20 protein-coding genes and 1 other RNA gene are annotated in these 23,262 nt (G+C 68.2%); 8 read left to right on the top strand and 13 right to left on the bottom strand.

Translation table 11 applies throughout. The annotated features are described in order from the left end of the window. Positions 1-22: 22 nt before the first annotated feature. Together AC3WOH_RS15735 and AC3WOH_RS15730 are read right to left on the bottom strand one after the other, a co-directional pair. On the bottom strand, positions 23-1,255 hold the full coding sequence (locus AC3WOH_RS15735) for a branched-chain amino acid ABC transporter substrate-binding protein (protein ID WP_492230217.1): 1,233 nt from the start codon (positions 1,253-1,255) through the stop codon (positions 23-25). A gap of 131 nt (positions 1,256-1,386) precedes the next feature. After that, on the bottom strand, positions 1,387-3,030 hold the full coding sequence (locus AC3WOH_RS15730) for a 3-(methylthio)propionyl-CoA ligase (protein WP_492230216.1): 1,644 nt from the start codon (positions 3,028-3,030) through the stop codon (positions 1,387-1,389). Positions 3,031-3,269: 239 nt separating this feature from the next. On the opposite strand from AC3WOH_RS15730, the gene AC3WOH_RS15725 reads away from it, so the two are divergent. After that, a complete protein-coding gene (locus AC3WOH_RS15725) occupies positions 3,270-3,956 on the top strand; it encodes a Crp/Fnr family transcriptional regulator (protein ID WP_492230215.1) in 687 nt (228 codons plus the stop codon). A gap of 34 nt (positions 3,957-3,990) precedes the next feature. Here AC3WOH_RS15725 and AC3WOH_RS15720 read toward each other — a convergent pair whose 3' ends face one another. Then, positions 3,991-5,700, bottom strand: coding sequence for a carboxylesterase/lipase family protein (locus AC3WOH_RS15720; protein WP_492230214.1), 1,710 nt, complete (start codon positions 5,698-5,700; stop codon positions 3,991-3,993). Positions 5,701-5,876: 176 nt separating this feature from the next. Here AC3WOH_RS15720 and AC3WOH_RS15715 point away from each other — a divergent pair, with 176 nt between their 5' ends. Further along, the gene (locus tag AC3WOH_RS15715; RefSeq protein WP_492230213.1) at positions 5,877-6,917 is read left to right on the top strand and encodes an AraC family transcriptional regulator; all 1,041 of its coding nucleotides are present in this window, start codon (positions 5,877-5,879) and stop codon (positions 6,915-6,917) included. Between the two features lie 8 nt (positions 6,918-6,925). On the opposite strand, the gene AC3WOH_RS15710 is transcribed toward AC3WOH_RS15715, so the two are convergent. The 6 genes from AC3WOH_RS15710 to AC3WOH_RS15685 form a co-directional block, all read right to left on the bottom strand. Next, entirely contained in the window at positions 6,926-7,219 is a 294-nt protein-coding gene (locus AC3WOH_RS15710) for a hypothetical protein (protein ID WP_492230212.1), read from the bottom strand. Positions 7,220-7,230: 11 nt separating this feature from the next. Continuing rightward, positions 7,231-7,539: a hypothetical protein gene (locus AC3WOH_RS15705; RefSeq protein ID WP_492230211.1), complete on the bottom strand. Its 309-nt coding sequence runs from the start codon at positions 7,537-7,539 to the stop codon at positions 7,231-7,233. 99 nt (positions 7,540-7,638) lie between these two features. Beyond that, positions 7,639-8,361: a GGDEF domain-containing protein gene (locus AC3WOH_RS15700; RefSeq protein WP_492230210.1), complete on the bottom strand. Its 723-nt coding sequence runs from the start codon at positions 8,359-8,361 to the stop codon at positions 7,639-7,641. 9 nt (positions 8,362-8,370) lie between these two features. Further along, positions 8,371-8,760, bottom strand: a complete 390-nt coding sequence (locus AC3WOH_RS15695; RefSeq protein WP_184862766.1) for a DUF1987 domain-containing protein — start codon at positions 8,758-8,760, stop codon at positions 8,371-8,373. A 38-nt stretch (positions 8,761-8,798) separates the two neighbouring features. After that, positions 8,799-10,031, bottom strand: coding sequence for a SpoIIE family protein phosphatase (locus AC3WOH_RS15690; RefSeq protein ID WP_492230209.1), 1,233 nt, complete (start codon positions 10,029-10,031; stop codon positions 8,799-8,801). A gap of 92 nt (positions 10,032-10,123) precedes the next feature. Continuing rightward, on the bottom strand, positions 10,124-12,445 hold the full coding sequence (locus AC3WOH_RS15685; RefSeq protein ID WP_492230208.1) for an EAL domain-containing protein: 2,322 nt from the start codon (positions 12,443-12,445) through the stop codon (positions 10,124-10,126). Between the two features lie 152 nt (positions 12,446-12,597). Here AC3WOH_RS15685 and AC3WOH_RS15680 point away from each other — a divergent pair, with 152 nt between their 5' ends. The 6 genes from AC3WOH_RS15680 (at position 12,598) to AC3WOH_RS15655 (ending at position 20,662) form a co-directional block, all read left to right on the top strand. Further along, the gene (locus tag AC3WOH_RS15680; RefSeq protein WP_492230207.1) at positions 12,598-14,715 is read left to right on the top strand and encodes a TonB-dependent receptor family protein; all 2,118 of its coding nucleotides are present in this window, start codon (positions 12,598-12,600) and stop codon (positions 14,713-14,715) included. A gap of 238 nt (positions 14,716-14,953) precedes the next feature. Beyond that, positions 14,954-15,730 carry a DUF3348 family protein gene (locus AC3WOH_RS15675; RefSeq protein ID WP_492230206.1) on the top strand — a complete coding sequence of 259 codons (777 nt, stop codon included), beginning with the start codon at positions 14,954-14,956 and terminating at the stop codon, positions 15,728-15,730. Next, positions 15,727-18,900 (top strand): DUF802 domain-containing protein, encoded by a 3,174-nt coding sequence (locus AC3WOH_RS15670; RefSeq protein WP_492230205.1) that lies wholly within the window; start codon positions 15,727-15,729, stop codon positions 18,898-18,900. Before AC3WOH_RS15675 ends, AC3WOH_RS15670 begins: the two co-directional genes overlap by 4 nt. Beyond that, positions 18,897-19,556, top strand: a complete 660-nt coding sequence (locus AC3WOH_RS15665) for an OmpA family protein (protein ID WP_492230204.1) — start codon at positions 18,897-18,899, stop codon at positions 19,554-19,556. Before AC3WOH_RS15670 ends, AC3WOH_RS15665 begins: the two co-directional genes overlap by 4 nt. After that, positions 19,553-20,161, top strand: a complete 609-nt coding sequence (locus AC3WOH_RS15660) for a DUF2894 domain-containing protein (protein ID WP_492230203.1) — start codon at positions 19,553-19,555, stop codon at positions 20,159-20,161. The genes AC3WOH_RS15665 and AC3WOH_RS15660 overlap by 4 nt, the downstream gene beginning before the upstream one ends. A 30-nt stretch (positions 20,162-20,191) precedes the next feature. Then, complete coding sequence (locus AC3WOH_RS15655) at positions 20,192-20,662, top strand: DUF2127 domain-containing protein (RefSeq protein WP_492230202.1); 471 nt, start codon at positions 20,192-20,194, stop codon at positions 20,660-20,662. Positions 20,663-20,677: 15 nt separating this feature from the next. Here AC3WOH_RS15655 and AC3WOH_RS15650 read toward each other — a convergent pair whose 3' ends face one another. The 4 genes from AC3WOH_RS15650 to ubiG all read right to left on the bottom strand — a co-directional run bounded on the left by AC3WOH_RS15650 (position 20,678) and on the right by ubiG (position 23,080). Next, positions 20,678-21,100 (bottom strand): hypothetical protein, encoded by a 423-nt coding sequence (locus tag AC3WOH_RS15650; RefSeq protein WP_492230201.1) that lies wholly within the window; start codon positions 21,098-21,100, stop codon positions 20,678-20,680. 150 nt (positions 21,101-21,250) lie between these two features. Further along, positions 21,251-21,637: a transfer-messenger RNA gene (ssrA, locus tag AC3WOH_RS15645) on the bottom strand. Positions 21,638-21,650: 13 nt separating this feature from the next. Beyond that, complete coding sequence (gene gph / locus AC3WOH_RS15640) at positions 21,651-22,316, bottom strand: phosphoglycolate phosphatase (protein WP_492230259.1); 666 nt, start codon at positions 22,314-22,316, stop codon at positions 21,651-21,653. Positions 22,317-22,354: 38 nt separating this feature from the next. After that, complete coding sequence (gene ubiG, locus AC3WOH_RS15635; RefSeq protein WP_492230200.1) at positions 22,355-23,080, bottom strand: bifunctional 2-polyprenyl-6-hydroxyphenol methylase/3-demethylubiquinol 3-O-methyltransferase UbiG; 726 nt, start codon at positions 23,078-23,080, stop codon at positions 22,355-22,357. Positions 23,081-23,262 lie beyond the last annotated feature (182 nt).

The following is a 23,262-nucleotide window of genomic DNA, read 5'->3' as shown; positions in this document are numbered from 1 at the left end:
GAGAAGAGAGACTGATGAAGCCTCAGGGGCGCTTCATCTGGCAGGAGGTGGGCGTGCTGGCCACGAAGGGCTCGTAGTACTTCACCGGCACGAAGGTGTAGCCCGTGCTTTCCGAATCGAGCGGGTACTTGCCGCCGGCCTTCTCCCACTTGGAGATGAACAGGCCCTGCTGCAGCTGGTGGTCGGCCTTGCGCATCTCGACCTCGCCGTTGAAGCTCTTGAACTTCATGCCTTCCAGGGCCGCAGCCACCTTCACAGGGTCGGTGGACTTGGTCTTCACGAAGGCGTCGGTGAGCATCGAGAAGGCGTGGTAGACCGAGCCGGTGTACATGTCGTCGTTGAACTTCTTCTTGTAGTCCACCACGATCTTGTTGAGCTCGCCCGGCAGGTTGATGTGCGCGTAGGCCACCATGTACACGCGGCCTGCGGCAGCAGCGCCCATGGCCGTGGGGCTGCCCGTGACCGAGCCGTAGTAGGTGTAGAAGTTGACGTTGTTCAAGCCGGCATCGTTGGCGGCCTTGATGAGCAGCGCCAGGTCGGAGCCCCAGTTGCCGGTGATCACGCTGTCGGCGCCCGACTGCTTGATCTTGGCGATGTAGGGTGCGAAGTCGCGCACCTGGGCCAGGGGGTGCAGGTCGTCGCCGACGAACTGCACATCAGGGCGCTTGCGGGCCATGATTTCCTTGGCGAACTTGGAGACCTGGTGGCCGTGCGAGTAGTTCTGGTTGATCAGGTACACCTTCTTGACCTCGGGCAGGTCCTTCATGAAGGTGGTCAGCGCTTCCATCTTCATGGAGGTGTCAGCGTCCAGGCGGAAGTGCCAGTAGCTGCACTTGCTGTTGGTCAGGTCCGGGTCCACCGCAGCGTAGTTCAGGAACACGACTTCCTTGCCGGGGTTGCGGGCGTTGTGCTTTTCCAGCGCATCCATGATGGCCAGTGCCGGGCCCGAACCGTTGCCCTGCACCACGTAGCGTGCGCCCTGGTCCATGGCCGAACGCAGGGCGCTGGTGGTTTCCTGCGGGCTGAGCTTGTTGTCGATGCCGATGATCTCGAACTTCACGCCGGCAGCGTTCTTCTTGTTGAACTCTTCGGAGATGAACTGGAAACTCTTGAGCTGGTTGGTTCCCACCGCCGCCATCAGGCCCGAAAGCGGGTCGAGCCAGGCGATCTTGACGGTCTCACCTTTTTGAGCGAACGCCGCGCCAGCGCTCGCCAACAGGACGGTGGCTGCTACAGCCTTCATAGCGAATTTCATGGTTTTGTCTCCTTGTAAATCGGTAAAACGCAGCGTACCGCGTTGCAACACGACGCCCCTCAGGGATTGCCCCTACCGGCGTCGCACACGTGACTGGCGCAGCGCTCCCCCGAGCGCCGCACCAATCTGGATCACAGGCCCGGGAGCTTGTAATCCTTGAGCTGCTCACGCAACTTCGTCTTGAGCATCTTGCCGGTGGCACCGAGCGGAATCGCCTCCACGAAGACCACGTCATCTGGGATCTGCCACTTGGCGGTCTTGCCTTCGAAGAAGGCCAGCAATTCCTCGCGCGTGACCTCGGCGCCAGGGCGCTTGACCACGGCCACGATGGGGCGTTCGTCCCACTTGGGGTGTGGCATGCCCACACAGGCCGCCATGGCGATGGCCGGGTGGGCCATGGCGATGTTCTCGATGTCGATGGAGCTGATCCACTCGCCACCGGACTTGATCACGTCCTTGCTGCGGTCGGTGATCTGCATGAAGCCATCGGCATCGATGGTCGCCACATCGCCCGTGGGGAACCAGCCGCGGCCCTGCGCGTCCTTGACCAGCGGGTGGCCGCCCTCGCCCTTGAAGTAGCTGTCCACGATCCAGGGGCCCTTGACCAGCAGGTCGCCGTAGGTCTTGCCATCCCAGGGCAGCTCCTCGCCATCGGCGCCGACGATCTTCATGTCCACGCCGTAGATCGCGCGGCCCTGCTTGAGCAGCACCTTCATCTGCTCTTCCTTGGACAGCGCGAGGTGCTTGTTCTTCAGGGTGCACAGGGTGCCCAGCGGGCTCATCTCGGTCATGCCCCAGGCGTGCAGCACTTCCACGCCATAGTCTTCCTTGAAGGCATGGATCATGGCGGGCGGGCAGGCCGAGCCACCGATCACGGTGCGCTTGAGCGTCGAAAACTTCAGGCCCGCGGGCTTCATGTGGCCCAGCATCATCTGCCACACGGTGGGCACGCCGGCGGCGTAGCTGACCTTCTCGGCCTCGATCAGTTCGTAGATCGACTTGCCGTCCATGGCCGGGCCCGGGAAGACCAGCTTGCAGCCCGTGAGCGCGGCCGAGTACGGGATGCCCCAGGCGTTGACGTGGAACATGGGCACCACGGGCAGCACAGAGTCGCGTGCCGACAGGCACATCACGTCGGGCAGCGCCGCGGCATAGGCATGCAGGGTGGTCGAGCGGTGGCTGTACAGCGCAGCCTTGGGGTTGCCCGTGGTGCCGCTGGTGTAGCACATGCTCGACGCCGAGTTCTCGTCGAACTCGGGCCAGGCATAGTCGGGCGAGTGCGCGCCGATCCAGGTCTCGTAGCTCGTGAGGCCGGAGATGCCGGAGTCCGCAGGCAGCCGGTCCGCGTCGCACAGGGCCACCCATTTCTTCACCGTGGGGCACTTGGCGTGCACGGCCTGCACCAGCGGCAGGAAGGTCAGGTCAAAGCACAGCACCTGGTCTTCGGCGTGGTTGGCGATCCAGGCGATCTGGTCGGGGTGCAGGCGCGGGTTGATGGTGTGCAGCACGCGACCCGAGCCCGAGACGCCGAAATACATCTCCATGTGGCGGTAACCGTTCCAGGCCAGCGTGGCCACGCGGTCGCTGAACTGCAGGCCCATCCCGTCGAGTGCGTTGGCCAGGCGGCGCGCTCGCGCGGCCAGGTCCTTGTAGGTATAGCGGTGGATGTCGCCCTCGACGCGCCGCGAAACGATCTCGGCGTCGCCATGGTGGCGGTCGGCGAACTCGATCAGCGACGAGATCAACAGGGGTTGGCTCTGCATCAGGCCCAGCATGTGTGCTCCTTGGATATTGTGGTGAATTGGGCAATCATCGTAACGCGCACCAGGCTGTCTCGGGGCCTTCGAAATGTCCATTGCGGATGGGGTCGAAGGCACCGCAATGGGGCATCTGGCGTGGCTGCTTGCGCTGCGCAGTGTGCAACGCCGGGCCTGCCGCGCCAACACCTGTCGCCCACCCGACAAAGGCCAAGGGATTACCCTGAACGGCGCGGGCTGCAGCGACAATCCGCGGCATGCTCTGCACCGCCCCGCATGCCCAGCGCTTCATCACCGCCCAGCCCTGGTTCGCCGGGTTGCCGGCGGCCATGCAGGAGCGCGTGCGCGCCGAAGTGTTCGAGGAGAGCGGCGACAAGGGCGAGGTCATGAAGCCCGCGGGCAGCGCCGTGCAGGGCTGGCACGCCGTGCTCTCGGGCCTGGTGATGTTGCAAAGCCCGGCCAGCCGCGGCCGCTCCTCGGCCTTCATCGGCGTGCCCGATGGCGAATGGTTCGGCGAAGGCTCGGCCATGAAGCCCGAGCCGCGCAGGTACCACGTGGTCGCGCTGCGCCCCACCCGGCTGCTGTGCCTGCCACTGCCGCTGTTCGAGGAGCTGCGCGAGACCAGCCTGGCCTTCAACCAGTTCCTGGTGCTGCACCTGAACATGCGGCTCGGCCAGGCCATGACCATCATCGAGGCCGGGCGCACGCAGTCCACCGAGCACCGCGTGGCGCTGTACCTGAGCCGGCTGTTCTGGCGCAGCACGCGCCGGCTCAACCTCACGCAGGACGAGCTGGGCCAGCTCGTGGGCCTGTCGCGCCAGACGGTGAACCGCGTGCTGCGCGCGCTCGAAGGCATGGGCATCGTGTCGCTGGATTTCGGCAAGGTGGCCATCGTGGACGACGATGCGCTCAACGCATACCTCGCCGCGACAGCGGTTGCATGAAAGAACATGGGAAACGGCATCAGGCCCCGGGTCCTCACTGAACGCTCAGGCGCGTGGCCTTCTGGTCGGCATCGAAGATGAACTTGCGCGGCCAGGGCTGCCATTCCTGGCCCAGGCCCGCGTGGTTGGGGTTGCCGGTGTGCACGAAGGCACGCACGCTGTCCATCATCACGGCCGACAGCGCCAGGCGCCCCGGCTGGTTGGCCGTGCTGTTGGCCGCCTTGGCCAGCAGCGAAGGGCCGAAGTTGCCGAACACGAAGGGCAGGTCGAAGCCATGGGCGGCGCCGTACACGTCGTTCCAGGGCGCGGGCTGCTGGGACCAGTTGAACTGGTAGCTCCAGACATTGGCCTGCTGCGTGCGCAGCGTGTTGAGCAGGTTGTCGCGGCTGGGCTCGATGAACACGCTGCCCAGGAGCTTCATGCGCGCGTTGTAGCCCGTGCCCGGCGCCGTGACCGGCAGGTAGGACGGATCGATGATGTCCGCCACCGTGAGCGTGGTGGCTGCATCGGGGTTGAAGGCCTGTGTCATCGCGAAGCGCTCGGCGTCGCTGATCTTCATGCCGGGCTTGCCGCCCAGCAGCGCCAGGAAGGGCGCGAACAGCTTGGCCTCGTCGGCCGTGTAGCCCGAAAGCACGGGCACCTTGTGGTAGCGCCCCGCGGCCATTTCGGCGATCGGATCGGCGGGCAGCACCACGTTGTCGGGGATGGGGCCGGAGCCCGTGAGGCCGGCACGCAGCACCGTTTGCAGCACCACGCGGCCGTCCTTGCCGCGCAGGTAGCTGGCGGTCTGCGCAGGCGTCCAGCCGGCGATGATGGCCGCCGCGCCCATGGTGTCGGCGGCCAGCCCATCGGCCTGCACCAGCGCGGCGAGCAGCGCCGCCGACTGGGCAGCGTACTTGGAGGCGGGGTTGAGCGTGGGAATGGAATTGGCGGGCAGCTGCGTGGCCAGCGAAGTACCGCCGCTGATCGGCAGTGCCTTGTGGAACAGGCCCGACGCCCGCGGCGAGGTGAGCAGCGCCAGCACATTGCCGGCACCGGCCGACTGGCCCATGAGCGTGACGTTGCCCGCATTGCCGCCGAAGTTGGCGATGTTGCGCTGGATGAAGGACAGCGCCTGCACATTGTCGAGCAGCGCGTAGTTGCCGGTATAGGCCTGCGTGCCGGTGTGCAGCTGCGGCATCTGGAAGAAGCCCAGCACGTCGAGCCGGTAGCTGGCCGTGACCACCACCGCGTTGGCGGCCCGCGCCAGCGCCGCGCCGTCGTAGACCGGATCGGCCGTGTAGCCCGAGATCGCGCTGCCGCCGTGCAGGAACAGCAGCACCGGCAGATTCTCCTGCGTCGTCGCGGGGCGCCAGATGTTCAGCGTCAGGCAGTCTTCGCTGCCCACGGGCGTGCCCAGTGTCTGGCCGATGGTGTCGTCGAAGCGGTTGTTGGCCCCGGGGCCGTACAGCCGGCCCATCTGCAGGCAGGCATTGCCAAAGCGCGTGGCATCGCGTTCGCCGCTCCATGCCACAGGCGCCACGGGCGGCTGCCAGCGCAGCTCACCCACGGGAGGCCTTGCGAAGGGGATGCCTTTCCAGGAATAGGTGCCCGTGCTGGCGCTGGCATCCACACCGCGCACGGTGCCGTACGCGGTCTCGCGCACCTCGGGCGGGGTGCTGGAACCACCACCGCAGCCGGCCAGCGCCAGCATGGAAAGAACGGCACCCAGGCATTGGGCACGCCAGCGCACATCGACGACCATGTCTTGTCTCCTTTTGGGTTATAGGGTCGGGCCTCTGTGTACAGTAGCGCTGCACCAGGGAACGACCTCGACGCCGATTGTGGAAAGGGGCAGGCCTTTCGCTACTATCGCAACCTTGCCAAAACACTGACTTCAGACACCACCCCGCGTAAACCCTGAGCCCCAGATCCCGCGCTATGACTCCCCGCACAAGCTCCGCCGCCTGGGTGCGCGGCACCACCGACATGATGGCCGCAGAGGGCCTGCCCGTGGCCGAGCTGTGCCGCGAAGCCGGCATCGACCTGGCGGCGCTGCAGCAGCCCCATGCGCGCGTGGAGGTGGACCGGATCAGCCAGCTGTGGGAGCTGGCCGTGGCACGCTCGGGCAAGACCGACCTGGGCCTGTGCCCGCAGCTCACCGCGCGCTATGGCAATGTGGACGTGGTGGGCTATGCGCTGGCCTCGGGGCCGAACCTGCTGGTGGGCTTTCAGCACCTCACGCGCCACATGGCCGTGATCTCCGACTGCACTGCCTTCGAACTCACGCGCGAGGCGCGCGGCTACTGGTTCTCCATCGAGCACATTGGCGGCACGCGCCCGGTGCCACGCCAGCGCGTGGAATACGCACTGCTCACCCTGTTCACGCTGTGCGGCTGGCTCACGCGCCGCGAGCTCAAGCCCCTGGCCGTGGAGCTGAGCACGCCACCCCCCTCCCCCGGCACCGAAGCACGCTACGAAAAGGCCTTCGGTGCGCTGCCCCGCTTCGCCCAACCGGCCAGCCGCATCCTGCTGGCCGATGCCGACATGCTGGTCGACATCCCCACGCACAACCCCAGCCTGTGGGCCATGCACGAGCAACTGGTGGAGACCGAGCTCGACCACCTGGGTCAGTCGCTCGCCAGCACGCGCGTGCGCGCCGAGGTGGCACGCATCCTGCACAAGGGCGAGCCGCGCCGCGACGACATCGCCGCACGCCTGAACATGACCGACCGCACCCTGCAGCGCCGGCTGCAGGCCGAATCGGCCACCTACCAGCAACTGCTGGACGACACGCGCTGCGAGCTGGCGCGCAAGTACCTGGCCGACCCGCGCCGCAACCTCACCGAGGTGGCCGACCTGCTGGGCTTTGCCGACCAGAGCAACATGTTCCGCGCCTGCAAGCGCTGGTTCGGCATGCCGCCAGGGCAGTACCGGGCGCAACTGCAGCAACCAGGCGGCGCATCCCCGCAAGGCACCTGAAGCCGCCCCTAGCCCTTGTGCCCCGGCACCATCTGGATGGTGGCCACCCCGTCCTGGCGGCGCGGCGCCAGCCAGTGCAGCCACAGCCCGCGCATCCAGGCGACGGAGAACACCAGGGCCAGAGCCAGCACACCCCAGTGCCGGGTCTGCCAGGCCCCATAGAACCAGAACGGCTGCGCCATCAGCCCGGCGATGCAGGCCCAGCGGCGCACGGGCTCGTGCGCCGACTGCGAAAGCCAGGCCGCCACCGCATACAGCACCGCGATGGCGAGCTGGTCCAAAGAGCCCAGGGCGTTGCCCATGACCGGCCCCATCAGGTCAGGCGCACTTCGAAGTACGCGCCATCGACCTCGCCCAGGCCCTGGTAGCCGGCCTCGCGCGCGGCCTGTGCGGCCCGGGTCCACTGCCGGGCCATCGCCAGGTCTTCGGCGCTGGCATCGCTGCCATCGGACTCCTCGAACTGCATCACGGCACGCAGCGCCTCGGCCACCACCTCGGGGCCGCCCAGCTTGCGCTCCAGCGTACGGGTGTAGCGGGTTTCGGCCGCGCAGCGCTCCCGCGGGGGCAGTTCGGGATAATCGCGCAGGGCGACGGTGTAGGTCGTCGTTTCGATGGCTTCCATGCAGGGCTCCTGGTTGAAATACTGTAAAAATATACAGTATTTCAACCAGGTATGCAGCACTGCCCTGGCGCGCTGTTGCGGCGGCGCCGCAAACCCCGCCTATGCCTCGACCAGGGCCGCACGGGCCACCTGGTTGCGGCCCCTGCGCTTGGCCTGGTAGAGGGCTTCGTCCGCACTGCCGTAGGCGGCGTCGAAGCTGCTTCCCTGCGCCTGCCAGCTGACACCGAAGCTGGCGGTCACGCGGCTGCGGTCGGGCAAGGCGAAATCGTGGGCCGCGATGGCCTTGCGCATCTGCTCGGCGGCATGGGCCGCCACCTCCTGCGACACCCCGGGCAGCAGGGCCGTGAATTCCTCGCCACCGACGCGCCCGATCTGGGCCACGGCCGGCGCCACGCCCTTCAGGCAATCCACCACACCGCAGATCACCGTATCGCCGACCGGGTGGCCGAACGAATCGTTGACGCGCTTGAAGTGGTCGATGTCGAGCACGATCAGCGCCAGGCTGCCGTTGGCCAGGTGGCGGTTGGAGCGCTCGATGATGGCCGCCCGGTTGAGCACGCCCGTGAGCGGATCGTGGGTGGCTCGGTATTCCAGCTGGCCAGTGAGGTCCTGCAGGCGCTGGTTGAGCTGGTTCATCTCGAACTCGGCCCGGTCGCTGCGCCGCACCATGCGGCGCGTTTCGCGCAGCAGGCGTTCGTAGGCGGTCAGCAGCTCGCCCAGCGCGTTGCGATGGGCGCCGCCGTCGCCCTCCTCGCCAAAGGCCGTTCGGGCCGCCAGCAGGGCACGGCTCTCGGCATCGAACAGGTCAGGTGCTTCGGACATCGAGACCCATCATGCCGATTTCACCGCATGGCTGACGAACTGGAGGGCCGTGAAGTCGTCCTTGAGCTCCTGGCCGAATTCGAAGATGGTGTCGTCTTCCTCGTCGTGGTACCAGTTGAGCACCACCTCGTTGCCGGCTTCGGCCGCATCGCTGAGCAGGCCCACCAGGTTGAACAGCATCTTGGTGCTGGAGCTGTTGAAGTAGGCCAGCGCAATGCTGACGCTGATCTTCTTGTCGCTGCAGGCACCCAGGTAGGCCTCCAGCTGGCGCAGGATGTCGCCGTAGAACGCGGCTGCGTTCTCGGGGTAGGACTCGCCACGCAAGCTCAGCAGGTTCTCGTCGAACTTGAAGTCCACTTCCGGCGAGCTGGGTGTGGGGGGAATGTAGAGATGGTCCATCCGGGGTTTCACAGTGTGTAGCGGGTTCTGCCAGGCGCTCAGACGCGAAAGCAGAAGAAAGTCAGGTCATCGCGGCGCTGGTGCGTGCCCTGCCAGGCCTGCAGCGCCTGCTGCATGGCGGCATTCAATTGCGCAGGGGTCTGCTCGCGCTGGGCAACGATCACCTCCTGGATGCGGCGCTTGCCGAAGGTGATGGCCTTGGGGCCGCCCACTTGGTCGATCAGGCCATCGGTGGTCACGAACACCAGGCAGCCAGGTTCCAGAACCACCGTGCGCGTGGTCCAGCAGTGGTCGATGGGACTGTCCACATAGCCCACGCCCTTGCGCTCGCCGGCGACCACCTGCACGGCCTCGGCGCCCGGGGGCAGCACGAAGAGCGAGAGGTTCGCACCGGCAAAGCGCAGCTCGCGCGTGGCGGGCGCATACCAGAAGCAGGCGGCATCCAGGCCGTCGTCGGAGCCCGGCGTATCGTCCTGGCCGTCCATCTGGCCCAGCATCTGCTTGATGCTGCGGTTCACGCTGCCCAGCAGTTGTGCCGGATCGCGTGGCCCATACTGCTCGATGGCCTTGCCCAGGGTGCTCGATGCGATCAGGGTCATGAAGGCACCCGGCACGCCATGGCCCGTGCAGTCGGCCACGGTGGCGAACCAGCCGTCGGGCATGGCGGTGAACTGGTAGAAGTCGCCGCCCACCACGTCGCGCGGTTCCCAGACCAGGTCGGCATCGGCCTGCGCCTGCACCAGGGCATCGCGCGAGGCGCGCAGCATGGAGCGCTGGATCACGCTCGCGTACTCGATGCTGTGCATCACCTGGCGGTTGCGCGCGGCCTGCAGTTCGGCCACCACGCGCATCAGCTGCAGGCCATGGCCCACGCCGACAAAGCTGCCTTCGCGCGCAACGATGAAGCCGTCCGACAGTGCCTTCTCGCCGTACTCCACGGTCTTGAAGGTCAGCTCCTCGATGCCCATCTCGGCATCGACGATCAGCGGCGCCTTGTCCATGAAGGCGATGCAGTTCTTGCGGCCGTAGATCTCCCAGCGGTAGGGCTTGCTCATCTCGGACATGAAGATGTCACGGTTGATCAGCCCGATGGGGCGCCCCTTCTCGACCACCGGCAGGCTCACCAGGTCCTTGTGCTCGGAGAAGATCTCCATGACCTTTTCATTGGTCTCCTCGACCGCCATCCAGGGCACTTCGACACACATGTCCCCGGCGCTGGGCTGGCGAAATCGCGGACGGCAGTCTTGCAGGTAGGCGGGGAGTTCGGGCATGGAGAAGGGCCGGCGCGGCAGGGAATGTCACCAGAGCTTACAAGTCGCATATTGCGGTTGCGTGACAGAAGGCACTGTCCGGGATGACCCTGTCATTCACCGGGCGCCACGCCGGCCACCAGGCGCCCATGCCCGGCCTGCCATCGACCGGCCAGAGAGGGCGCCGCCTGCGCTGAGGGGCGGGGATCGCGGCACGCCAGCTGTTGCAGGTAATGCGGCAAGGGCAAGGGCTTGGCGATGCCAAAGCCCTGCACATAGTCCACGCCGTAGGCGGCCAGCAGCGAGCGCTGGGCCGGCGTCTCGACAAACTCTGCGATGGTCGCAAGCCCCATGGTCCGCGCCACGTCGCAGATGGCCAGCACCACGCGCTGGTCGACGCGCGAGGACAGCACGTCGCGCACAAAGCTGCCATCGATCTTCACGAAATCGAGGGGCAGCGACTTGAGGTAGTCGAAGGTCGCAAGACCCGTGCCGAAGTCATCGAGCGAGGTGCGCGCGCCCATGGCGCGCAGGCTGGCCAGCAGGTCCACAGCGCGGCTGCGCTGCACGATGCCGGCAGTTTCCGTGACCTCGAAGCAGAACATCGCGGGATCGAGCCCGCTCGTGGCGAGGCACTGGTCGATGTGGGTGAGCAGCCGCGGGTCCGACACCGACGAGCCCGACAGGTTGATCGCCACCTTGCCCAGGTCCCGCCGGGTGATGCCATGGGCCACCAGGGCCGCAAACACCTGGGTGATGACCCAGCGGTCCACCTGGGGCATGAGCCCGTAGCGCTCGGCCAGCGGCAGGAACTCCCCGGGCAGATGGGGCGAGCCGCTGCCCGAGGCCCAGCGCAGCAGCACCTCCACCCCCAGGTCGCCATCGTGGTCACCATGGGCCGAGCGGATGGGCTGGCAGGCCAGCCACAGGCCGCTGGCCTCGGGACTGCCGGCCGGCAGGCGCAAGGCGTCCTTGAGCGCCTCGATCCGGGACAGCTGCGCCCGGCGGATGCGCATCAGGTGGCCAGGCGCCTGCTCCATGCCCTGCGCATGCCGGTCCCCCTGGGCCGGGTCGCCATCCGCCTCGCACAACAGCATCAGCGCCGCCAGCACGTCGTCGCCCAGGGCCTGCCCCTCATCCAGCGACAGCAGCCCGAACGCCGCCTGGATGCGCACGCTGTGCTCGGAAAAGACATAGCGGCGCCCGTCCAGCGCGGTGCGCAGCTGCAGCAGCCGCGCTTGCACGTCGCCCGCCGCCACCGGCACGGCCACCACGAAGAATCCGTCACGCGGCCGGGCGTAGAGGCAGCCACGGCCCAGCTGGTTGCGCAGGTAGATGGAGACGTCCTGCTCGATCTCGCGCGTGGAGCCCAGGCCGATCAGGTCCACCACATGCTCCAGGTTGTGCAGGCTCATGCCGATCAGGTGCATGGGCCCCGTCCCTGTCGCCTGGAGCGCCTTGAGCAGGCCGCGCTCATTGAGAAAACCCGTCAGGCCATCGTTGCTGGCGGCCTCGTGCAGGCTGCGTTCCATCTGCCGGCGGTGCTCCATCGTGGCCGAGGCAAAGAAGCTCAGCGCCGCCAGGCAGACCATGAGCACCGCCTGGTCCAGCACCATCAGGTAGGGGCTGTGGCCTGTGGGCAAGGGGGGCGTGAAAGCCAGCAGCGTCAGCGCCGAGATGGCCGTGGCCAGGTGCACGAACAGCGGGCTGCCCCGGTAGGCCGCCCATGCCACCAACAGGAACACGACATAGCGCACCGACGGACCGATGCCCGCCCCCACCACCGAAGAGCCCCACTGCGCCATGGCCATGACGAGCACCAGGCCGGCCAGGCAGAAGGTCTGCCAGCGCGCCCACAGCAGGGGGCCGGCGCGCCAGCCACCATCGAGGGCATGGGCCGCCATCTCGGTGAGCCGCGTGAACAGGAGAATGCCGAACACCTCGGACATGCCCATGACACCCGCCACACGCAAAATGCCGCCAGGCTGCTCGCCCGCCGCCAGCAGAAACTGCCAGCTGCCCAGCGCCGTGAGCACCGCCGCCCCTGGCAGCACGGTCAGGGCATGGAAACGAACGGCCGTGGCGACCGGATTGCGCCCCACCTCGTTGCGCCGGTCGCGCTGCATCAGCCACCACACCAGTGCCACCGCCGCCGCCAGCGCCACCACGCCGATCAGCGACTGCAGCACGGGAATGCCGTGCAGGGCATGCCACACGGCCACAGCCGCCCCCAGAAACCCCAGCATGCGCAGCCCGTAGGCCAGCACCAGCCCCATGGCAATGCCATCGGCCGGCCAGATGAGGCTCATGTCCAGGCTGCCAAAGGCATAGGCCTGCGACGCCTGGGCCACCACCATCCACAGCAAGGCACCCACCAGACCGCGCCGGTAGTCAAAGGGCAGCTGGCTGCTGGCGGGAACGGGTGTCGAGGGCATAGGGCTTGCAGGATAAGGCAACCCGCAAGTTGCCCGGCGGCGCGCGAAACGGGGAGGCCGCAGCGTCCCGAACCCCACCTTCGCATGTGAATGTGACAGGAATGCGGCATGCTGTGGTTTCCACACACGCCCTTGCCGCCCCCACTGCGACCATGCACCCTGCCCCACACCGTCATCCTCACGGCCGCCGAGCCCGGGCCCTGCCCATCGCATTCGCAGGGCTAGCCGCACTCGCAGCGGCTGCGCCCACCCTGGCGCAGCCACGCGAGGGTGGCAGCCTGGCCCCGGTCGAAGTGCCAGGCAACGCCCAGGCCCAGCGCCGCTTCGACAGCGCGGCCAGCCACACCAGCGTGCCGGTCGATGGCTTCACGGCCCCCACGCCGCTGGTGCACCTCTCCGAGCTGCTCGCCGGCCAGGCCGGCGTGGTGGCGCTGGACCGGCAGAACTATGCGCAGGACCTGCAGATCGCCGTGCGCGGCTTCGGCGCGCGCTCCACCTTTGGCGTGCGCGGGGTGCGCATCCTGGTGGACGGCATTCCCGCCACCATGCCCGACGGCCAGGGCCAGGCAGCCACGGCGCAGCTGCACTCGGCGGCCCAGGTGGAGGTGCTGCGCGGCCCGCTGGCCCAGCTCTACGGCAATGCCGCGGGCGGCGTGCTGCAGGTGAACACGCGGGAGCCGCGCGCGGGCGGCGGCGCCCAGGCCTCGGTGGCGGCGGGCTCGTTCGGCCAGCGGCTGGCCGATGCTTCGTTCGATTTCGGCAACCACACGCTCTCGGGCCTGGTGGACGTGTCGCGCTTCGAGACCGACGGCTGGCGCGAGCACAGCGCGGCCCGGCGCACCCACCTCAATGGCAAGCTCGTGGCGCGACCGGATGCGGACACGAAGATCACCGCCCTGCTCAACCTCTATGACCAGCCCGACGCACAGGACCCGCTGGGCCTGACGCGTGCGCAGTTCCATGCCAACCCACGGCAGGCGCCCGATGTGGCCACGGCCTTCGGCACGCGCAAATCGGTGGCGCAGAACCAGTGGGGCCTGGTGCTGGAGCGGCAACTGGGCGCCGCCGACAGCGTGCGCGCCCGCGCCTATGGCGGCAAGCGCGCGCTCACCCAGTACCTGTCGTTCAGCGGCGCGGCGGAGAACAGCGCGGGCGGCGTGGTGGACCTGGACCGCGACTACCACGGCCTGGGCCTGGCCTGGACGCACAGCGCGAAGATGCCCTCGGGCCTGCCACTCACCTGGACCCTGGGCCTGGATGCCGACCGCCTCTCGGAACAGCGCCAGGGCTTCGTCAACCAGAACGGCGAGACCGGCGCCCTGCGCCGCAACGAGCGCGACCGCGCCGGCAACACCGACGTCTTAGCCCAGGTGGATGCATGGATTGCACCCACCTGGCGTGCCGTGGCCGGCCTGCGCGCCAGCCGCGTGGACATGCGCGTGAGCGACCACTTCATCACCCCCAGCAACCCCGACGACAGCGGCGCGCGTCGCTGGCGCCAGACCAGCCCGGTGCTGGGCGTGGTCTGGGCTGCCAACGACCAGCTCAACCTGTACGCCAATGCGGGCCGCGGCTTCGAGACCCCGACCCTGGCCGAGATGGCCTACAGCCAGGTCAACACCGGCCCCAACTTCGGCCTGGCCGCCGCGCGCAGCCGGCAGATGGAGATCGGCGCCAAGTGGCAAGGCGCAGTGCACCGTGTGAAAGCGGCCTGGTTCGATGCGCGCAGCCAGGGTGAGATCGTGCCCGCCGCCACGGTCAACGGCCGCACCGTGTTCCAGAACGCCGACAACGTGCGCCGCCGCGGGCTGGAACTGGCCTGGAGCGCACAGGCCGGCGCCTGGACGCCCCGCGCGGCCTACACCTACCTGGATGCCTTCTTCGGCGATGCCTACACGGGCGCCGGGGGCTCCCGGGTGGCCGCCGGCAACCGCCTGCCCGGCACGGCACGCCATGTGGCGCAGCTGGCATTGGACTATGCGCCCACGGCCGCATGGCAACTGGGCGCCACGCTCGATGTGTCCGGCAAGGTGTTCGCCAACGACGTGAACACCGAGGCCGCCGCCGGCTTTGCCGTGGTGGGCCTGCGCGCCGGCTACCGCTTCGGCCAGGCCGCCGCAGGCCCGCGCTGGCAGGCCTGGGCCCGGCTCGACAACCTGCTGGACCGGCGCCATGCGGGTTCGCTGATCGTGAACGACGGCAACGGCCGCTTTTTCGAGCCGGCGGCCGGCCGGCGCATCATGGTCGGGCTGCGGGCGCAATTCTTGTAGCGAAAATGCACGCCTTCTGACTGCTTTTGCAGTCTTCTCCCATATTTACAGCCCTTTTTCGTCCTTTTTCAGCGGCCACGCATCCATAAACCGGGTGTAACACCTGCAACGCCCGGCCGCCGGAGCCCGGGGAGCTGGCCGACATGGGCGAAAATACGCGGTTTTGCCCTCGGGGACCCGTTTCCCGGATGCCGGCCTCCCACCAGGGTTGCAGGCGAAGTGAATGGCTACCCCCGGGATGTATCTGCACCAACGACTCGATAGTTCACGCCTCGTCGTTCTGCTTGCGCAATGGACGCGGGCGGAGCGCGCCGCGGCGCGCCAGGATGTGGCGGAACAGCTGGGCCAGTGGCTGAGCGTGGTGGATGCGGTCGAGCTCAACGGCTCGCTGCGCTCGATCGAGACCCATGTGCCCCAGCCCGCCACGGGGGAAGGTGCGGCCATCGACACGCAAGCCCTGGAAGAGCTGCTGCACAAGACCAAGGCCGACCTGACTCGCCTGGCGACCGCACCCGCCCGCCCGGCCAGGCCGCTGCGCGAACGTGCCGACAACACCCCCGTCGAGCAGCCCGATCCACAGACCCAGGCCGATTTTGCGGCCCATGGCCCGCGCTATGCAGAGCAGCAAAAGCAGCTCGACGCCCGCCTGGGTGCCCTGCGCAGCCAGGTGCGCGCTGCCTTGCTCAAGGGGTCTGCGCCCCTGCAGCAGCTGGCAGCGCTGGACGGGGTGATGGAGCAGATGCTGGGCGCGCGCGAGCAACGCCTGTGGGCGTCGCTGCCCGGCCACCTGGAGCGGCGCTTCGTGCAATTGCGCAAGGCCCACCAGGCACGGGTGCAGGCCTCGGGCCTGGCCGACGACCCGCTGCGCTGGCGCCAGCCCGGCGGCTGGCTGGCCGGCTTCGAGCAGGACCTGCGGGCCCTGCTGCTGGCCGAGATGCAGGTGCGCCTGCAACCGATCATGGGGCTGCTGGAGGCAGCCCGCAACGAGAACAGTAGAACAGGTAATCAGGAATGAACAAGAGTGTGATGGCCGGCGTGTTTGCAGCCGGCCTGGCAGTGGCGGGATGGGTCGCCTGGGGTTTCGTGGGCACCAGCCCGCTGGCGCTGGCGATGACGGCGGTGATCGCCGCGGTCTACCTGCTCGGCGCCTATGAGCTGATGCAGTTCCGCTCGGCCACCAGTTCGCTGGCGGCCGCGCTGGCCGATACGCCGGCCGAGCCCCTGGCCGACCTCGGCCCCTGGCTGGAACGCCTGCCCGCCGCGCTGCGCCACCCTGTGCGCCAGCGCATCGAGAGCGAGCGCGTGGCCCTGCCCGGCCCGGCCCTGGCCCCTTACCTAGTGGGCCTGCTGGTCATGCTGGGCATGCTGGGTACCTTCCTGGGCATGGTGGTCACCTTCCAGGGGGCCGTGTTCGCACTGGAAGGCTCCACCAACCTCGAAGCCATCCGCTCGGCGCTCGCGGCCCCCATCAAGGGCCTGGGCCTGTCGTTCGGCACCTCGGTGGCCGGCGTGGCAACCTCGGCCGCACTGGGCCTGATGTCCGCCATGGGCCGGCGCGAACGCCTGCAGGTGGTGCGCCAGCTCGATGCCCGCGTGGCCTCGGCCTTCCGCAGCTTCTCGCCGGCCCACAAGCGCGACGCCATGTTCGACGCCCTGCAGGCCCAGGCCCAGGCCATGCCGCTGATCGCCGAACGCCTGCAGACACTGATGGAAGGCCTGGAGCGCCGCCACGGCGAGCTCAACGAGCGCTTGGCCAACCAGCAGCAAGGTTTTCACCGCGAAGCCGCCACGGCCTACACCGCCCTGGCCAGCACCGTGGGCGCCTCGCTGCAGGACAGCCTGGCCAGCAGCGCCCGCCAGGCGGGCGAGAGCATCCGCCCCGTGGTCGAGCAGGCCATGGCCACGCTCGCCCAGGAGGCCGAACGCTCGCACCAACGCCTGCGTGACGCCACCGATGCGCAGATGCAGGCCCTGTCCGCCCAATGGGAGGGCACGGCCCGCCAGGTGGCCGCCACCTGGACGGATGCCCTGCAAGGCCACACCCAGGCCCAGGACCGCCTGGTGGCGCGGCTCGATGGGGCCCTGCAGACGGTGACCCAGGGCTTCGAGCAACGCACCGGCACCCTGCTGGGCGCGCTCAAGCAGACGGTGGAGCAGTCGCACGCAGCCCAGGCCGCCGCCGACCAGCAGCGCCTGGCGGGCTGGAACCGCTCCATGGAACACACCGCCAGCGCACTCGCCGCCGAATGGCAGCGCGCAGGCACCCAGGCCGCAGCGCAGCAGCACGAGACCGGCCAGACCCTGGCCGGCGCGGCCCGGCAGCTCGAACAGTCCCTGCAGACCGCCAGCCAGGCCTTCGATCAGCGCGCGAGCGGCCTGCTCACTGCGCTGCAGGACACGCTCACCCAATCGCACGCAGCCCAGGCGGCGGCCGACCAGCAACGCGTGGAAGGCTGGAACCGCTCCATGGAGGGCATGGCCGGCACCCTCTCGGCCGAGTGGCAGCGCGCAGGCGCCCAGACTGCCGAGCAGCAGCGCACCGCAGGCCAGGCCCTGGAGGGTGCCGCGGCGCAACTCGACCGCGCACTGCAGGCCGCAACCCAGTCCTTCGAGCAGCGTGCCAGCGCCTTGCTGGCCTCGCTGCAGGACACCGTGGCGCAGTCGCATGCGGCCCAGGCAGCCGCCGACCAGCAGCGCGTGGAAGGCTGGAACCGCTCCATGGAGGGCATGGCCGGCACGCTCTCGGCCGAGTGGCAACGCGCAAGCACCCAGACCGCCGAGCAGCAGCGCGCCGTGGGCCAGGCCCTGGAGGGTGCCGCAGCGCAGCTCGACCGCGCACTGCAGGTCGCCACCGACGCCTTTGAACAACGCGCCAGGGCCCTGATCGCCACGCTGCAGGACACGGCCACCCAATCGCAGGCAGCCCAAGCGGCGGCGGACCAGCAGCGCGTGGAAGGCTGGAGCCGCTCCATGGAGGGCCTGGCCGGCACGCTCTCGGCCGAATGGCAACGCGCAGGTGCCCAGACAGCCGAGCAGCAACGCGCGGTAGGCCAGGCCCTGGAAGGCGCGGCCACCCAGCTCGACCACGTGCTGCAGACCGCCACGCAGGCCTTCGAGCAGCGTGCCAACGCCCTGCTGGCCTCGCTGCAGGACACCGTGGCCCAGTCGCACACCGCCCAGGTGCAGGCCGACCAGCAACGCCTGGAGACCTGGAGCCGCTCCATGGAAGGCATGGCCAGCGCGGTCACGACCGAGCTGCAGCGCGCAGGGTCGCAGGCCGCCGAACAGCAGCAGGGCCTGTACCGCACGCTGGAAGGCACGGCGGCCCAGCTCACCGAACGCATGTCTGGCCAGGTGGAGCAGACCCTGGGCAGCACGGCACGCCTGATGGAGCAGTCCGATGCGCTGCTGCGCACGCGCGTGGAAGCCGAGGCCCGCTGGGAGCAATCGCAGGGCGAGCGCATGGACACACTCACCGGCGTCTGGCGCAGCGAACTCGCGGCCCTGCGCGACGCCGAGGCTGCCCGCGGCCAGGCCGCGGTGGACCGGCTCGACACCCTGCAGGCCGCCGTGGCGCAACACCTGGCCACGCTGGGATCGGCGCTCGAAGCCCCGCTCACGCGCCTGCTGCAGACCGCATCCGACGTACCCCAGGCCGCGGCCGAGGTCATCACCCAGCTGCGCCAGGAGATGACGCGCCTGGGCGAGCGCGACAACCTCGCACTGGAAGAGCGCACCGCCATGATGGAGCAGCTCTCCACGCTGCTGCACTCCGTCAACGACGCCGCCGCACAGCAGCGTGCCGCCATCGAATCGCTGGTGGGCTCGGCCGCCCAGGTGCTGGAGCAGGCCGGACAGCAATTCGCCGATGCGCTGGGCACCCAGGCCGGCAAGGTGGACGAGGTCGCCACGCACGTGGCCGCCAGCGCCGTGGAACTGGCCAGCCTGGGCGAGTCGTTCAGCCACGGCGTGGGCCTGTTCACCGCCAGCAACGACAAGCTGGTGCAGGGCCTGCAGGGCATCGAGAGCGCCATCGGCCAGTCCCTGGGCCGCAGCGATGAACAGCTGGCCTACTACGTGGCCCAGGCACGCGAGGTGATCGACCTGAGCATCTCTTCGCAGCAAGGTATCGTCGAAGACCTGCGCCGCCTGCATGGCCAGGCTGCGCAAGGGGCGCCCGCGTGACCGGCTACGACGACACGCTGGACGACGCCACCGAGCAGACCGCCCCGGTCTGGGCCGTGTTCGGCGACCTGATGGCCGGCCTGCTGGGCGCCTTCGTGCTCATCCTCGTGGGGGTGCTGGTGCTGCAGATCGACCTGGCCAACAGCCTGCGCCAGGAAGTGGAAAAGCGCCAGGAGGCCGAGCAGCGCCGCATGTCGCTGGAGAAGGCGCTGGCCGGCCCGCTGGCCAGTGGCCGCGTGACCTTGAGCAATGGCCGCATCGGCATCAGCGGCAGCGTGCTGTTCGCCACGGGATCGGCCGAACTGCGCCCCGAAGGCCGCCAGCTGCTGACCAGCCTGGTGCAGCCCCTGCGCGTGTACCTGCGCGAGCGCGACGAGATGCTCATGGTGAGCGGCTTCACCGACAACATCCCGCTGCGCAGCGGCGGCGGCCAGCGCTTTGCCGACAACCTGGAGCTGTCGGCCCAGCGCGCGCTCACCGTCACACGCGCCCTGGCCGAGGAAGGCATGCCCTCGTCCCAGGTGTTTGCCGCGGCCTTCGGTGCCGAGCAGCCCGTGGCCGACAACGCCGACGAAAAAGGCCGCGCGCAGAACCGCCGCGTGGAAATGGCCCCGGTGCCTCGGGCCACCCAGCCCAGCCCCGCAACACCCCAATGAACGACGCGAGCGCCTGGTTGGAACCGCTGCGGGCGCAGGGCGCCGAGCGCCATGACCCTGCGCGCTTTCGCTACCTGGAGGCACTGGCCCGGCGCCTGCCAGCGCAGCGGCCGGCCGTGCAGCAACTGCTGCAGCAGCGGCTGGCGGCCGCCGTGGCCGACTACGCCGCCCGGGCCACTGCTGCAGCGGCAGCCGCGCCCGCCGTTGCAGTGCCCCGGCCGGCCGACCCGCCAGGCTCGCCCCTGGCCCTGCTGAACCGCGAACTCGCCGCGCGCGCCCAGGCCGACGCCGACCAGGTGCGCGCCAGCGAAAGCGCCAGCCTGTCGGAGATGAAGAGCGTGCGCCAGTTCAGCGAGGTCTGGTCCAGGATCTCGGCCGAGCAGCAGGTCGTGCAGGCCCTGAGCAAGGCGCCCGAGCACGCCGGCCCGCTCAACTCGCACAAGCTCATGCTGCGCTCGCTGGCGCTCATGCGCGGGCTCTCGCCCGACTACCTGCGGCGCTTTCTGTCGCAGATGGACTCGCTGCTCTGGCTGGAGCAGATGAACGCGCACCTGGCACGCCCGGCCCCCCGGGCGCCACGCCCCCAGCGCACCGCCCGCCGGTAACGGCAGGCCATTGCGGCTACGATGCCCGGCATGGCTTCACGACCCATGCCGGACCACAGCAAGGCACTGCGCGCCATCGCCGCTTTCGAAGCCCTCAAGGGCCTTGCCGCGCTGATGGCCAGCCTGGGCTTTCTCAGCCTGCTGCACCACGACCTGCACCACATCGTGGCTTCGCTGATCGGGCACATCGGCCTGGCACCCGGCGACCGCTACCCGGCCATGGTGCTCACCGACATCGACCAATTGGCGCGCGCCGACCTCACCCCCCTGCTGCTGGCTGCGGCCGCCTATGTGCTGGTGCGCTTTGCCGAGGCCTACGGTCTGTGGAAGGGCCGCTGGTGGGGCGAGTGGCTGGGCGCTCTCTCGGGCGGGTTGTACATCCCGTTTGAGTGGTGGCACTTCTTGCACCACCCCAGCATTGCATCGGCCACCGTAACGCTAGCCAACATGGCCATCATGGGCTTTCTGGGGCATCAGTTGTGGCGACGACCGAAGAGATAGACGACCGTCCGCCAGTCAATTCCTCTTGCGAGCCGGCAATCCCTCAAGAATGAGAGTCCGGGGGACATAGCCGTCTTCCACTTGGTAGAGGAGCAGATGAACGTCGTAAGCGACACCCGTCACGAGATCGCGCACCCCCCTGTTCACCAACGAGGGGATTGGCCCGTCCTCCGTCATGCACATCTCGGGAATCGAAACCGCTTCCATGGCCTGCCCGATGAACTCCACCATCTCTTCTGGCTTAAATCCGCTGCGATGCATCCAGTCGATCATGTGATCGGTGAATTCGGCGTTCATGAAGACGTACCGAGCCGAGGCTGGCTGGCCAAAGAGGTCATCCAGGCCTTGGCCCTGCTCTTCTGTCACATCTCCCAGCTCGTAGGCGCGATCACCCTTGGCCGGCACTGGACGGGCTTCCGGCTCACCAAAATCCTCCATGACCCACTCCTGCTGGTAAATGAAAGCAGCGACAGCGCCTCCCATCTGCGGGGCATTGAATCAACCACACGCCGATGATGCCAGCCGGAACCAAAGAAGCAAGAAAAAGGGCGCTCACTGCACTTCAGTGAACGCCCTTGGACGTTGTATTGGTGGAGCTGGCGGGAATTGAACCCGCGTCCGCAAGCCTTCACCAGGCAGATCTACATGTTTAGCGGTCTGTTTTGGATCTCGCCGCCTGTGTCGCGCAGTCGCACGCTACACCGGCCGCCAGTACCCTTGAATCTCGCCCCGACCCAAGGTACCCGGATCGGAGCCAGCCCATGTAATTATCCTTGCAGCCGGGAGGCACTGATTGCTCAGAACCCCCTTGCCCAGCCCATCGGCCAACTGTTGCAAGGCTCACTGGCAATTAAGCAGCGAGTGCGAAACGTTCGTCGTTTGCAGTTAGTTTGTTAAATCGAGATTTACGAGCGTGACTCAAGCTCGACATGCACCACACTAGCTCCGAACCCACGTCGAAACCAGGACAGCCCCAATGCTGCCTATTTTAGGCCAGTGCCAGCAATTGCAAGAGCTCGGAGGGAGATTTAATTGCAGCGTGCGCACCCCAGGCCTGCGGCGCCTGGGCAGCACCCAGGTAGCCGTAAGTGGCGGCCACGGTACCCATGCCGGCGGCCAGGCCCGCCACGATGTCGCGCTCGTCATCGCCCACGTAGATGCATTGGCTGGCATCGATTTTCAGGCGCGCGGCCGCCTCCAGCAGCGGTGCCGGGTGCGGCTTGGCATGCGGCGTGGTGTCTCCACTCACCACGGCTCCGGCGCTGGCGAACAGCGGCATGGCGCGCGTGAGCGGGTCGGTGAAGCGCATGGCCTTGTTGGTCACCACGCCCCAGGCCAGGCCGCGGGCGTGCAAGGCCTCGACCAGGGCGGGCACGCCGTCGAACACTTCGGTCAAGACCGTCATGCGGGCCTCGTAGTTGGCAAAGAACTCTTCGCGCAGGGCGGCGAACTCCGCGTCCTCGGGCTTGAGGCCGAAGGCCTCGCCCAGCATGCCGCGCGCGCCGGCGCCGGCCATGGGGCGGTAGCGTTCGAGGGGCAGCGATGGCATGCCGCGGTCGGTGCGCATCTTGTCGGCCGCGGCGGCCAGGTCGGGAGCGCTGTCGATCAGGGTGCCGTCCAGGTCGAACAGCACGGCGCGGATGTTGTGGAACACAGGGGTCTTCGTCACGGACTGGGTCTCTCGGGGTCGTATCAGGCGGGGCGCTGCGTGGCGAACATGTAGTTCACGCTGGTGTCGGCACTGAGCCAATAGCGCTTGGTCAGCGGGTTGTATTCCAGCCCACGGGTCTGCTGCACATCGAGGCCAGCACTGCGGCAGTGCGATGCCAGCTCGCTTGGGCGGATCATCTTGGCGTATTCGTGCGTGCCGCGCGGCAGCATGTTGAGCACGTACTCCGCGCCCACGATGGCCAGCATGAAGGCCTTGGCGTTGCGATGGATGGTGGAGAAGAATACCCAGCCGCCGGGCTTGACCAATGCAGAACAAGCCTTGACGACGGAGGCCGGGTCGGGTACATGCTCGAGCATCTCCATGCAGGTCACCACATCGAAGCTGGCGGGCTGCTCGGCAGCCAGTGCCTCGACGCTGATCTCGCGGTATTGCACCCCTTTGGTGCCGGCTTCCAGCGCGTGCAGTTGCGCCACACGCAAGGCCTTGGTGGCCAGGTCGATACCGGTCACGTCGGCCCCCTTGCGCGCCATGGAGTCGGCCAGGATGCCTCCGCCACAGCCCACATCGAGCACGCGCTTGCCGCCCAGGCCCGCCTGGGCGTGGATCCAGTCCAGGCGCAGCGGGTTGATCTGGTGCAGGGGACGGAACTCGCTGTCCGGGTCCCACCAGCGGTGCGCCAGTGCGGAAAACTTGGCCAGCTCGGCCGGATCGGCATTGAGGGTGGGGGTGGTCGTGTCGTCGCTCATGGCCTGCATTGTCAACGATGGTGAGCGCGCCTGAAGGGACAAGCCCCCGGGAAGGGATGGCTCACACTATATATAAAGTGCAGCGGGCTGGAGCGCAGCAACAGGCACTTCGTACCAGTACAACAAAACACAGCCCGCCCGGATGGAAAGCACAGACGAAAAAAAGCCCCGTTGCCGGGGCT

The organism is Acidovorax sp. FW305-C-20-28, assembly GCF_058783375.1.
This window is presented reverse-complemented; position numbering and strand designations above follow the sequence as displayed.